This window comes from Sphingomonas endolithica (genome assembly GCF_025231525.1).
GTDB lineage: Bacteria > Pseudomonadota > Alphaproteobacteria > Sphingomonadales > Sphingomonadaceae > Sphingomonas > Sphingomonas endolithica.
The window spans coordinates 1740725-1753252 of sequence record NZ_CP103057.1 but is presented as its reverse complement, the minus strand read 5'-3'; the positions used below and the strand labels follow the sequence as shown (position 1 = coordinate 1753252).

9 protein-coding genes and 1 pseudogene are annotated in these 12528 nt (G+C 64.7%); 6 read left to right on the top strand and 4 right to left on the bottom strand.

Annotation, left to right across the window (positions count from 1 at the left end; translation table 11 throughout):
* Nucleotides 1-91 precede the first annotated feature (91 nt).
* A pseudogene (locus NV382_RS19750) lies at nt 92-805 on the top strand (IS6 family transposase).
* 117 nt (nt 806-922) lie between these two features.
* On the opposite strand, the gene NV382_RS08255 reads toward NV382_RS19750, so the two are convergent.
* Both NV382_RS08255 and NV382_RS08250 read right to left on the bottom strand, forming a co-directional pair.
* On the bottom strand, nt 923-2224 hold the full coding sequence (locus NV382_RS08255; RefSeq protein ID WP_418066772.1) for a sugar MFS transporter: 1302 nt from the start codon (nt 2222-2224) through the stop codon (nt 923-925).
* 205 nt (nt 2225-2429) lie between these two features.
* Nucleotides 2430-3794 (bottom strand): M24 family metallopeptidase, encoded by a 1365-nt coding sequence (locus NV382_RS08250; RefSeq protein WP_260600023.1) that lies wholly within the window; start codon nt 3792-3794, stop codon nt 2430-2432.
* 74 nt (nt 3795-3868) lie between these two features.
* Between NV382_RS08250 and NV382_RS08245 the strand changes: the two genes are divergently transcribed.
* Nucleotides 3869-6091, top strand: a complete 2223-nt coding sequence (locus tag NV382_RS08245; protein ID WP_418066771.1) for a penicillin acylase family protein — start codon at nt 3869-3871, stop codon at nt 6089-6091.
* A gap of 6 nt (nt 6092-6097) precedes the next feature.
* On the opposite strand, the gene NV382_RS08240 is transcribed toward NV382_RS08245, so the two are convergent.
* The gene (locus NV382_RS08240) at nt 6098-6883 is read right to left on the bottom strand and encodes a FadR/GntR family transcriptional regulator (RefSeq protein WP_260600021.1); all 786 of its coding nucleotides are present in this window, start codon (nt 6881-6883) and stop codon (nt 6098-6100) included.
* A 52-nt stretch (nt 6884-6935) separates the two neighbouring features.
* Nucleotides 6936-7736, bottom strand: coding sequence for an SMP-30/gluconolactonase/LRE family protein (locus tag NV382_RS08235; protein ID WP_312026772.1), 801 nt, complete (start codon nt 7734-7736; stop codon nt 6936-6938).
* 151 nt (nt 7737-7887) lie between these two features.
* Between NV382_RS08235 and NV382_RS08230 the strand changes: the two genes are divergently transcribed.
* Genes NV382_RS08230 through dgoD form a run of 4 tightly spaced genes read left to right on the top strand, consistent with a single transcriptional unit; the run spans nt 7888 to nt 12521 of the window.
* Complete coding sequence (locus NV382_RS08230) at nt 7888-8877, top strand: substrate-binding domain-containing protein (protein ID WP_260600020.1); 990 nt, start codon at nt 7888-7890, stop codon at nt 8875-8877.
* Between the two features lie 5 nt (nt 8878-8882).
* On the top strand, nt 8883-10397 hold the full coding sequence (araG, locus tag NV382_RS08225; protein WP_260600352.1) for an L-arabinose ABC transporter ATP-binding protein AraG: 1515 nt from the start codon (nt 8883-8885) through the stop codon (nt 10395-10397).
* A complete protein-coding gene (gene araH, locus NV382_RS08220; RefSeq protein ID WP_260600019.1) occupies nt 10394-11383 on the top strand; it encodes an L-arabinose ABC transporter permease AraH in 990 nt (329 codons plus the stop codon). The genes araG and araH overlap by 4 nt, the downstream gene beginning before the upstream one ends.
* The gene (gene dgoD / locus NV382_RS08215) at nt 11376-12521 is read left to right on the top strand and encodes a galactonate dehydratase (protein ID WP_260600018.1); all 1146 of its coding nucleotides are present in this window, start codon (nt 11376-11378) and stop codon (nt 12519-12521) included. The genes araH and dgoD overlap by 8 nt, the downstream gene beginning before the upstream one ends.
* The last annotated feature ends 7 nt before the right edge of the window (nt 12522-12528 follow it).

Below are 12528 nucleotides of genomic sequence, written 5' to 3'. Positions count from 1 at the left end.
ACGGTGTCGACTCTGTCAGAGCAAATGCACCAATCGGACTCTGTCAGACCTAATGCACCGATCGTTATAATGGCCAGGATAGGAGAGGGGTATACCCCATCCGCCCAAGCCGCAGAGCGCTTTTCGCTACTTCAACTCATCGCCCGAAGCGATTCGGCTGGTGGTTATGATGTACGTTCGATTTCCGCTGTCGTTGCGCAACGTCGAAGACCTGCTGTTCGAGCGCGGCACCGATATCCGCCACAAGACGGTGCGAATGTGGTGGAACAGGTTAGGGCCGATGTTCGCCGGCGACATACGCCGGCAGCGTATCTCGCGCATGCGCGGTTTTCGTCACTGGCGCTGGCATCTGGACGAGATGTACGTAAAGGTGAGTGGCGAGATGGTCTACCTCTGACGAGTGGTCGATCACGAGGGCGAGATCCTCGAAAGCTACATCACCAGGACCCGCGACAAGGAGGCAGCGCTCGCCTTCATGAAGAAGGCGCTGAAGCGTGACGGCAGCCCGAAGGCGATCACCACCGATGGTCTGCGTTCCTACCGCGCAGCGATGAAAGAACTGGGCAACGAGCAGAAGCAGGAGGTCGGACGCTGGGCCAACAACCGGGTTGAGAACAGCCATCTGTTCTTTCGAAGACGAGAGCGGGCGATGCTCAGGTTCAGGCGGATTAAGTCGCTACAGAAGTTCGCGGGTGTGCACGCCAACGACCATCACTTCAAGCTAGAACGCCACCTGATCGACCACGAGACCTACAAGGAACGCCGCTCAGCCGCACTGGCTGAGTGGAGCATGATCGCGAGCTAGGCTGTCCTGCTCAAAGAGCGAAATGCATGGTGTGGAGAGCGGCTCGCTTTAGACTGACATCACCCCAGCGAGCAATCAGGCCGACCTGTTCAGGGGCGGGCGGCGCGCGACTCTCATTTAAACTGCCGGACGTCGCGCATACCAGCCGTAGCTCGCGATCACAGCGTAGCAGATGGCGGGTACCGTCAGCGCGAATGCAAGACTTCCACTAACGTCTGCCAAATGCCCGGTCAGCGGCGGGATGATCGCGCCGCCAACGATGGCGGTTGCGATCACGCCCGACCCTTCTGCCGCGCGGGATCCTAGGCCTTCGCTGGCGAGACTGAAGATGGTGGGAAACATAATGGAATTCATCAGGCCGATCATCAGCAGCGCATAGCCTGCCGTGGTGCCGCTGGAATTGGCCGACAGCAGGATCAGCGCGATGGCGCCGATCGCCGCGGACGCCAGCACCTTACCGGGGGAGACGTAACGCAGCACCCCGGCGCCGATAAACCGCCCGATCAGCGCGCCACCCCAATAGAGGAAGACATGCTTGCCTGCGGCCTGCTCGCCTAAGCCCAGCACGTTGCCTTGCATCAGGTAGCTGACGATCAGCGACCCGATTGCGACTTCGGCACCGACGTACAGGAAGATGCACAACGCGCCGATCCCGAAGCGCGGACGCTTCAGCAGATCAAACGCGTGAAAGATGCTGCCGCTTTGGTCCTGCTGTGTCTTGAGCCGGTTCCGTCGCGTCCACACCACGGCCGCAACGATCAACAAGGCGATGGCAAGCCCGAGATAGGTCTTCACCACGACCTGCGTCTCCGCCGCCCGATAGGCATCAAGCGATGCGCCGCTGAGAGTGCTCGCATCGACGGTTGCAAGGCTGCCGAGGATCACGATCGACCCGACATATGGGAAGATCGTCGTGCCGAGCGAGTTGAATGCCTGGGCGAAGGTCAGGCGGCTATGCGCGGTGCGCGGCGGCCCGAGGAGCGAGATCAGCGGATTGGAAACCACTTGGACCACGGTGATGCCCGAGGCCAGCACGAACAATGCGAACAGGAACACGCCGAACGTGGCCGAGGCGGACGCCGGAATAAACAGCAGGCAGCCTGCCGTCATCGTCACAAGACCAACAACTGCGCCCCGCATATAGCCGTAACGACGCACGAGCGCGGCACCGGGGATCGAGATCAGGAAATAGGCTGCAAAAAAGGCGGACTGGACAAGCATCGCTTGGAAATAGCTGAGGGTGAAGAGGTCCTTCAGCTTCGGGATGATCACGTCGTTCAAACTCGTGATACCGCCGAAGATGAAGAACAGTGCGAATACGAAGACGCGCAGATCGGGTGCATCGACATGGCCGGCATCGGCCGTTTGCGGCAGCGGATCCATGCTGCTGGCCGTGTTCGGTGCCGGTGCGAGTGCCATAATGTTCTCTCCTAACCCCAAATGATCCTGTCGGACGGGTGACACCCCGGCACCGTAGAGGCGGTGGCGTGGGTCTCGTAGATGATATTCTGCCGTGTGGCCACGGAGCTAAGCACTACGGCTACCGTCGGTGGCAGGCTATTCACCCATAAAACGTCCGTCGCGCGCGTGGCGTTTAACCGCGCGCAACACAGAAGCATGGGTATCAAGCTTGAATTAGCAGATGATCATTCCGCAGCCAGAGCGGCGCGAGGCATAGCGGTATCGAGGACAGGGGAAGCACCGCTTCGCGCATCGGAATGCCCAGCACATTTTCCGCGAAAGCGCGGCGAGCTTTCATTCGTGCCCACATTTCCGGGTAGCGGGTGGCTATATCACTGCGCAGAGCGGCATCGGCAAACACCACACTGTCCTCGCAATTCAGCGCCCAGCCGTCGCGCATCGGAGTGGGGATGATGTCTACCTGCATGTGCATCCCCGACCGGATGCGATCGGTCGATCCCGGACGGATCGGCGTGTGCGACCATTCCTCATGTCCCGTAAGATGGCCCGGATTAAGCAAGGAGCGTAGTCCGCCTTCAGCCAGTGTTTCGCTGACCCCGGCGTACAGATCACCACCCGCAATGCCGATGTCCGCGAGGGCATACCAGCGGATGAGGCCAGCAAAATACGCCGACGCGATGGCGACGAATTCTTCATTGTGGTCATCGACGAGACCCGCGCGGGCGGTCAGCCCGCCCCACAGACCTACCGCCGTTGAAGCTCCGTCACCTTTAGAGATACGTCGCCAACCAGGACTAGCGAGCCCGATGACCGGGCCGCCGGCGGCATTGCCGGTTGCGAGCATCGCATGCACATTCATCGGTTCGCCGCGGTACATCAGGCTGAGTGCGGCGTCGCGCTCCAGATCGCCAGCGCGTGTTCCGCACACGACGCTCCAGACCATCTCCGACGCACGGGCCGCCGCGGCTTCAAAAATCGCGACTTGATCGGCGTCTATGATCGAGCGCTGCCCTTTTTCGGGGTGCAACATCACCGATGTAACGTCCCTGACCTGCTCCGCCCCCGCGACGCTTCGCAAAGCTTGTAGATAGATTGCGGGCACGAAGCTCGGCGCCTCACCTCCATCCCATTCGTCATCGCCCAGATATTTCCATCCCACCACGCCGCAGCTATCGCCGGGGCGCAACCCGGCGCTGCGCAGCACGTCAGTAATTCGTGGTGCCTTGCTGCGATCCTGCCCTAACAGGCTCATCGTCTGCGATAACAGCACCTCGACGTCCGGTAATGTGGACAGGGCGGCGTAGGATTCGCACTCGTTCCCCGTGATAAGGACCCTGCGGCCGCCCGGCCCCAGCAGCAGCAACGCCTCCTCGAACCGGGGTTCGAAGCCCGTCAGGAACATGACATTGGCAAGGTGTTCGCGGTCAGAATAAACGGCCAGCCAGTCGGTACCAGCGGCGTTCAGCGCCGCATCGCAGCGTGCGGCATAGGTGCTGCCAGGAAGGATCGGTGGTGGGGCGACCGGCCCGAAATCGGGAATGGATACCTGGCTAAGGGCAATACTCATGGCCGTCGTTCTCCCTTAAGGCGATCTTGCAAGCGGCAATATATATGACTTATACCTATGTCAAAGGACGATGTATGTGGAAATTAGCTGGATTGCTTAGCTTGGCTTTGGCATTGCCGCCGTCCTCAGCGCTGGCGTCTGATCGCCGTTCAACAGCACATGTGCGGGATGTTACGATCGCCCGCGACACATTCGGCATTGCTCACATCCGCGGCCGTAGTGATGCCGATGCAGTGTTCGGCATGATGTATGCGCAGGCTGAGGATGATTTTCCCCGTATCGAGCGCAATTACTTGGCTGCAATGGGGCGGTTGGCCGAAGCGGAGGGTGAGGCGGTTGTGTGGGCGGATCTGCGCCAGCGGCTTTTTCTCGACTTGGATGGCTTGCGCCGCGACTATCGGCGCAGTCCGACATGGCTGCGCGTGTTGATGAATGCCTGGTCGGACGGGCTCAATCATTATCTTGCGACCCACCCGTCGGTGCATCCGCGCCGGATCAACCATTTCGAACCTTGGATGGCGCTGGCTTTTTCGGAGGGTAGCATCGGCGGGGATATCGAGCGTGGCGTTGATCTTGCCGCACTCGAATCCTTTTACGGCGGCGGCAAGAGCGGCGCGCCGGCGCGATTGGCAAACGCTGGGAGACTGATCGAACCCAAGGGCTCGAACGGCATCGCCATTGGCCCGTCGCGCAGCGCCAGCGGCTATCCCCTGTTGTGGATCAATCCACACACCTCGTTCTTCTTTCGTGCCGAACAGCAGGTGACCAGCGCGCAAGGGCTCGACGTCTATGGCGCTGCAACGTGGGGGCAGTTCTTCGTCTATCAGGGCTTCAACAAGCATCTCGGCTGGATGCACACGTCGAGCGGCGTGGACACGATCGACGAGTTTGCGGTGGAAGTGGCGCGGCGCGGCGGTCGGCTATCCTATCGCTACGGCCGCGCGTGGCGGCCGATCCGGCAGCGGATCGTGGCGCTTGGCGTGCGCCAGCCGGACGGCACGATCGCCACCCGCCGGTTCACCGTGCTAGCGACGCATCACGGGCCGATCATCCGGCAGGAAAATGGGCGCTGGATCGCGGTGGCTATGCTCAACCGCCCGCGCGCCGCACTCGAACAGAGCTATCTGCGTACCCGCGCCGGGTCGCTGGCGGACTATCTTGCAGTGTCCGATCGCAAGGCCAATGCGTCGAACAACACGATCCTCGCCGCGGCTGATGGCACGATCGCCTATCTGCACCCGCAATTCGTGCCGATTCGCGATGACCGGTTCGATTACACGCGTCCGGTCGATGGCAGCGATCCGGCGACAGACTGGCATGGCCTGCATGCGCTGAAGGATCTGCCGCAGGTGGTGCGTCCGGCGACCGGTTGGGTGGTCAACACCAACAACGCGCCGTGGACCGCGGCGGGCACCGACAGCCCCAAGGCGGCTAATTTCCCGCGCTATATGGACCTGCTCGGCGATAACCCCCGCGGCGACCATGCCACTGCGTTGCTGTCGCGTGGCGCGCTCTTTTCACCGCAGACGTTGATGCGCACTGCGTTCGATAGCTTCCTGCCGTTGTTCGATCAGCAGATACCGCGCTTGCAGAAGGGCTTCGACGCGCTGCCGCCTGGCGACACCCTGCGCCAGCGGCTGGCCGCACCGCTGGCGCTGTTGGCGGGCTGGGACCGCCGCTGGGGCACCGAGTCCGAAGCGACCACGCTCGCCGTGCATTGGGGCGAGGCGTTGTGGGCGAGCGAAGGGCCAAAGGCCGCGGCTGCCAATGTGCCGATCTTCGGCTATCTCACCGCCCGCACGACGGATGCCGACCGCGTCGCTGCGCTTGATGCGGCCGTCGCGCGAATGCAGCGCGATCTCGGCAGCTGGCGCGTCGCCTGGGGGCGGATCAACCGCTTTCAGCGGCTCGACGGAGCGATCGCCCCGCGCTTCGACGATCGCGCGGCGAGTCTGCCGATCGGTTTCACTTCGGGCAATTTCGGGTCGCTCGCGGCATTCGGCGTCGATCGTCAACCTGGGCAGCGCTGCCTGTACGGCACCAGCGGCAACAGCTTCGTCGCGGTGGTCGAGTTCGGGCCGAGCGTGCGTGCCTGGGCCGTGTCCGCGGGCGGCGAAAGCGGCGATCCGGCCTCGCCGCATTTCGACGATCAGGCAAGGCGCTATGCAAGCGGCGAACTGCGCCCGATCATCCTCGATCCTGCCGGGGCGGGGCGACCCTATCATCCCGGCGACGCCCGCCCGGCTCAACTCGCCCGTACCGGTCCGTCGCCCGGCACGCCCTGCGGCGTGCCGTGACGGCGTCTAGGGTCGCGGCGGATGGTTGCTGGCGGCGAGCAGCAGATCGAGCGCGCCGCGAATGAGATTGCTCATGAGCGTGCCCGCCAGCTGCGCGCGGCCGCCGACAATCGCGTCGGCGACCTTCTTGTGATCGAGCGCGCTGGCCCGCGGCACGCCCTTATATTCGTTGGTGCGCCGGATCGAGAAGCGCAATGTCGTCTCGGCCAGGCCAGTGAATTGCCGCATGAACCGGTTGTTGCTCGCCTCGAGCACGGCGATGTGGAACGCGATGTCCGCCTCCAGTGCGTCCTCCTCGCCGCGGTCGGCGGCATACATGCGGTCGATCGCATCGATGATCGCGCGCCGCTGCGGCCCGCTGGCGGAGTGTGCCGCGAGCGACGCGGCGCGCGGCTCGATCGACATGCGGATCTCGGTAAAATCGATCAGCAGGTCGATCGAAAACGCGCGTTGCAGCATCCAGCGCAGCACGTCCGGATCAAGCAGGTTCCAGCTCTCTTCCGGCTGCACCAACGTCCCCGCACGCTTCCGCGCAAGCAAAAGTCCCTTCGCCGTCAGCATCTTGACGGCTTCGCGCAGCACCGGCCGACTGGCGGCATAGCTCAGGCACAATTCGGCCTCGGTCGGGAAGGGTTCGCCCGGGCGGTAGGTCTGCGTGACGATCGCCAGACCCAGGTCGTTGACGATGCTCGATGTGAGGTTGCGGCCATCATCGGCCGGTAGGCGCGCGGTATCCTCGAACGATGCCTCGTCACCAGGATCGGCGCGTACGATCTTATCGGTCTTCAACATGCGGCACTGAATATCCGCATCTCCACCAAAGCGCCATGCGCGGTTGATCCGATCAGAACGCGCATGGCGTGGGCGGCAATCCTTTTGCGCCGGGGTCGATCTCGAACAGGGCACCGTCTTCTGGTCCGCCCGGCGACTCGAGTGCGGCCGAGGTGACGAACAACCGATCGAGACGGTCCCCGGCAAAGGCGCAACTGGTGATGTTGACCGCAGGCAGCATATGCGATCGAACCAGTTGCCCGGCGGGGTCGAAGCGGCTGATCCGACTGCCGCCCCAATGCGCGATCCACAAGCCGCCGTCGGCATCCGTCGTCATGCCATCGGGATAGCCCCATGATTCCTCGAACGTGATCAGCAGTTCGCGTGGGCCCAGCGTGCCCGCCGCATCGGCCGCAAAGCGATAGACCTCGCGGCGCCCGCTATCGGCGTGGTAGAGGTAGCGACCGTCGGGGCTGAACGCGGGGCCGTTGGTGACGGCATAGCCGTCGTCGACCTGTGTCAGGCGGCGATCGGCGTCGAGGCGGTACAGCGCCCCCGATGGTTCGCGATCTTCGTCATGCTTGGATCCGAACCACAAGCGCCCGGCGCTATCGACCTTTGCGTCGTTCAGCCGATTGCCCGGACGGTCCGGTTCGGGCGACAGGAGTGGGCGGATCGTTACCGGATCGAGCGACAGCTCGACGATCCCGCTCTTGAAGCCGGCGAGCAAATCGCCGCGATCGTAACGCTCGACCGCCCAGCCGATCCGTTCCGGCATCGGCCAGCGGCTCACGTTCAGCGTCGCCAGATCGAGCGCATTCAGCGCTTGCCCGACGATATCCACCCAATACACTCGTGCACCGAGGGACTCCAAGTCGGGCCTTCGCCGAGTTGGTCGACCCCCCTGCGCTCGATGATAATATACGCGTCCATGCGATTTCCTCTTTTCAACGAATATATATGACTTAAAGCATCTGTCGATCGGGATGATTTCAATCCCACGTATAGCGAGGGGCACTACGGCAATGCCGATTACGCGCAGATCCATGCTTGGCGGCACGGTGGCCGCAGGCGGTCTCGCTGTCGCCGGCTGCGCGCGGCCACCGCAGGATGTGCGGATCGGCTTCATCGTCAAGATGCCGCAGGAGCAATGGTTCCAGGACGAATGGCGCTTTGCGCGCGCCGCGGCACGGGACTTCGGCTTCTCATTGATCGAAATCGGCGCGGAAGATGGTGACCGGGTATTGTCGGCGCTCAACACCTTGTATGCGCGCTACGCTGGCGGGTTCGTAATCTGCGCGCCCGACCCGCGGCTTGGGCCGGCGATCGCCGATTTCGCGGGCGACAGTGGGATGAAGGCGATGTCGGTCGACGACCGCCTGACGGCCGCGGGCGGGGCGCCGATCGCGGGCATCCCGCATGTCGGCATTTCGGCGCTGGCGATCGGTGAGCTGGCGGGGACGGCGGCGGCGACCGAGGCGCAACGGCGCGACTGGGCGCCGGCCGAGACCGGCATTCTGCGGATCGCCTATGACAGTCTGGACACCGGGCGCGAGCGTACGGCGGGCGCGGTCGCTGCATTGCGCCGCAACGGTTTCACACAGGTCTTCGATGCGCCGCAGCGCACGACCGACACCGAAGGGGCGTTCACCGCGGCCGCACCGGTGCTGACCGCGCGGGCGCGGATCGATCGCTGGATCATCATCGGGCTCAACGACGAAACGGTGGTCGGTGGCGTGCGGGCGGCGGAAGGCCTGTCGTTGGCGCAGACGAGCCTGATCGGGATCGGCATCGGCGGATCCGAAGCTGCCATCGCCGAACTCGGCAAGCCGCGTGCCACCGGTTTCTTCGCCACCGTGCTGCTCAGCCCGCGGCGGCACGGCTATGACACGAGCGCGGCGATGTATCGGTGGATCGTCGGCGGGCAGCGCCCGCCAGCAGTCACGCTGACCAGTGGTACGCTGATGACGCGCAACAATTTTCGCGCCGTCCTGGCGCGAGAGGCGAAGGCTTGAGTGCGATGATCGCCTTCGACCAGGTCGGCAAGACCTTTCCCGGCGTCGTCGCACTGGATGGAGTGAGCTTCACCGTCGCCGCAGGAGAAGTCCGCGCGCTGATCGGGGAGAACGGCGCGGGCAAATCGACGCTGCTCAAGATCATGGCAGGGCAATATGCGCCAGATAGCGGCGAGTTGCGGATCGAGGGCGTGGCGCAGCGCTTCGCCTCGCCGCGCGACAGCCAGAACGCCGGCATCGCGATCATCCACCAGGAATTGCAGCTGTTCCCGCAGCTCAGCGTGGCCGAAAACCTCATGCTCGGCATGCTGCCGGCGCGGGCCGGCTTCGTTGATCGCGCGGCATTACGCGCCCGGGCGATCGCCGTGCTCGAGCGGCTCGGCGAGGCGATCGACCCCGATATGCGGCTCGGCGCGCTGTCGATCGGGCGGCGGCAGATGGTCGAGATCGGGCGCGCACTGTTGCGGGAGGCGAAAGTGATCGCGTTCGACGAACCGACCAGTTCGCTCAGCGTTCGCGAAACCGAGCAGCTCATGGCGATCATCGGCGATCTCAAGGCCAGCGGCTGCGCGATCATCTATGTCAGCCATCGCATGGACGAGGTCTATGCGCTCGCCGACAGCGCGACCGTGCTGCGCGACGGCAGGCATGTGCTCGATCTCGCGCCGGTCACGGCGGACGACGCGGATCGGCTCGTCGGCGCGATGGCGGGGCGCACGATCAGCGACGTCTATGGCTATCGTCCGCGGAAGGCGGGGCCGCCGATGGTCGAGGTGGCGGCGCTTGCCGGCCCGGGCATCGCCGCGCCCGTCAGTCTCACCGTCGCGCGTGGCGAGATATTCGGGCTATTCGGTCTGGTCGGCGCGGGGCGGTCGGAGTTGTTTCGCCTGATCTACGGCGCGACGATGCCAGATACCGGCGCGGTACGGATCGATGGCCAGGCGATCCCGCCGGGCAGCCCGCGCGCCGCGATCGCCGCGGGCCTGGCTTTGTGCCCTGAGGACCGCAAGGAGGACGGCATCGTGCCGCTGGCGCCGCTGCGGGAAAATCTGGCGCTGGCGTGGCGCAACCTGACCGGCGCGACCGCGCTGTTGCGGCGGCATGAGGAACAAGCCGGCGCGGACGAGCTGATCGGCCGGCTGCGCATCAAGACGGCCGGGCCGGAGACGGCGATCGGATCGCTGTCGGGGGGCAACCAGCAAAAGGCCGTCATCGCGCGCTGGCTGTGGGCGGGGGCGCGCGTGCTGCTGCTCGATGAGCCGACGCGCGGGATCGACGTCGGCGCGCGCAGCGAAATCTACGAGCTCATCTATCGCTTTGCCGAAGACGGCGGGACGGTGCTGTTCGCGTCGAGCGACATGGCCGAAGTACTCGGCGTCGCGGACCGGATCGCGGTGATGCGCGAAGGTGCATTGGCCGGCATCATGTCGCGTGACGAGGCGACACCCGCCGGCCTGCTCCGGCTCGCGCTGCCACAGGCCAATCAGGCCTCATCAAACCAGGATACGATCCCAGCATGACCTTGCGGACGCTTATCAAACGTATCGGGCCGCTGCTGGCATTGACGGTGCTGGTCGGCCTGTTGTCGCTGCTGGTGCCGGACTTCCTCGGCCTGCGCAATTTGCGCGGGCTGCTGCTGTCGGTCACGTTGGTCGGTACGATCGCGGCGACGATGATGCTCGTGCTGGCGATGCGCGAGGTTGATCTGTCGGTCGGCTCGATCGTCGCGCTGTCTGGCGTGCTCGCCGCCGTCGGCATTAGCGCGACGGGGAGCATCGCGCTCGGTGTGCTGGCTGGCCTGGCGGGCGGCGCGATGGTCGGCTTCGTCAACGGCGTGCTGGTAGCGGGGTTCAAGGTCAATTCGCTGATCGTCACGCTGGCAATGATGGAGGTGGTGCGCGGCCTCGCCTTCCTTGCCTCGGGCGGGGAAAGCGTCGCGATCCCGGTACAGGATTTCTACGCGCTCGGATCGGGCGGCGTGCTTGGGCTGAGCTGGCCGATCTGGTCGATGATCGGCAGTTTCGCGATCTTCGGGTTGATTCTCAAAGCCACCGTGTTCGGCCGCAACATCCTTGCGATCGGCGGCAATCCGGAAGCCGCGCGGCTGGCCGGCGTGCCGATCACCCGCGTGCGGATCATCGTGTTCACATTGCAGGGGCTGGTCGCCGGGCTGGCCGGCATCATCCTGGCGGCGCGCATCACCAGCGGCCAGCCCAATACCAGCATCGGGCTCGAGCTGGCGGTGATCTCCGCCTGCGTGCTTGGCGGCGTGTCGCTGTCCGGCGGGCTGGCCACGATCGGCGGCGTGATCATCGGCGTATTCATCATGGGCGCGGCGCAGAACGCACTCAACCTGCTCAATGTGCCGACCTTTTATCAATATGTCGTGCGCGGGGGGATCCTGCTGCTCGCTGTCGTGGCCGATCGGCTGCGACAGGACGGGCGGCTGCCGCGGATCCCCATGCGCTTCTCGAAGACCGACCGGAGCGAAACCCAGAATGTCTAAGATTGTCGCGATAGAAACCTTCCTTGTGCCGCCACGCTGGCTGTTCGTGCGGATCGAGACCAGCGATGGCGCGGTCGGCTGGGGCGAGGCCAGTCTGGAAGGCCATGCCGAAGCCGTGGTGGGCGCGTTCGAAGCGGTGCGCGACCGGCTGATCGGCGCCGATCCCGACCGCATCGAGGATGCCTGGCAATTGCTATATCGCCTTGGCTTCTACCGTGGCGGCCCGGTGTTCATGTCGGCGATATCGGGGGTCGATCAGGCTTTGTGGGATCTGCGCGGCCGCGCGCTCGGCGTGCCCGTCGCCGACCTGCTGGGCGGGCGGGTGCGCGACCGGATCCGCGTCTATGCCTGGATCGGCGGGGATCGGCCGAGCGACGTTGCCGCCGCCGCGCTCGCCCGGCGCGAGCAGGGGTTCGATGCCGTCAAGATGAATGGCACCGAGGATATCGACTGGCTGGCGGGGCCGGCCGCGGTCGATGCGGTGGTCGAGCGGCTTGGGCTAGTGCGGGATACAGGGATGGACGTCGGCGTGGATTTCCACGGCCGGGTGCACAAACCAATGGCGCGGCGCATCGTCGCCGCGCTCGAACCGCTGTCGCCGCTGTTCATCGAAGAAGTACTGCTGAGCGAACAGCCGGAGGCGATCGCACAGGTAGCGGCGCAGACCAGCGTTCCGCTTGCGCTGGGCGAGAGGCTGTTCTCGCGCTGGGACTTCAAGCCGTTCTTCGAGGCCGCGTCGGTCGATATCGCACAGCCCGATCTCAGCCATGCCGGCGGCATTTCGGAAGGGCGACGCATCGCGGCGATGGCGGAAGCGTATGACGTAGCGATCGCGCCGCATTGCCCGCTGGGGCCGCTGGCGCTGGCCAGCTGTCTACAATTGGCCGCGGCGACGCCAAATTTCGTGATCCAGGAAATGTCGCTCGGCATTCACTACAATCAGCCGGACGCTGACCTGCTCACCTATATCACCAATCCCGAGGTGCTGACGGTGACGGCGGGCAGCGTCGCCGTGCTGGAAGGGCCGGGATTGGGCGTGACGATCGACGAGGTGCGTGTGCGTGAGGCGGCGCGAACGCCCCATCGCTGGCGCAACCCGGTATGGCGCGGGTGGGACGGGTCGTTGCGGGAATGGTAAAGCCGTT

Excerpts from the sequence above, each read along its gene's own strand:
- NV382_RS08250 (WP_260600023.1), bottom strand. The coding sequence starts at position 3,794 with ATGAGTATTGCCCTTAGCCAGGTATCCATTCCCGATTTCGGGCCGGTC.
- dgoD (WP_260600018.1), top strand. The coding sequence starts at position 11,376 with ATGTCTAAGATTGTCGCGATAGAAACCTTCCTTGTGCCGCCACGCTGG.
- araG (WP_260600352.1), top strand. The coding sequence starts at position 8,883 with ATGATCGCCTTCGACCAGGTCGGCAAGACCTTTCCCGGCGTCGTCGCA.
- araH (WP_260600019.1), top strand. The coding sequence starts at position 10,394 with ATGACCTTGCGGACGCTTATCAAACGTATCGGGCCGCTGCTGGCATTG.
- NV382_RS08230 (WP_260600020.1), top strand. The coding sequence starts at position 7,888 with ATGCCGATTACGCGCAGATCCATGCTTGGCGGCACGGTGGCCGCAGGC.
- NV382_RS08240 (WP_260600021.1), bottom strand. The coding sequence starts at position 6,883 with ATGTTGAAGACCGATAAGATCGTACGCGCCGATCCTGGTGACGAGGCA.
- NV382_RS08245 (WP_418066771.1), top strand. The coding sequence starts at position 3,869 with ATGTGGAAATTAGCTGGATTGCTTAGCTTGGCTTTGGCATTGCCGCCG.
- NV382_RS08255 (WP_418066772.1), bottom strand. The coding sequence starts at position 2,224 with ATGGCACTCGCACCGGCACCGAACACGGCCAGCAGCATGGATCCGCTG.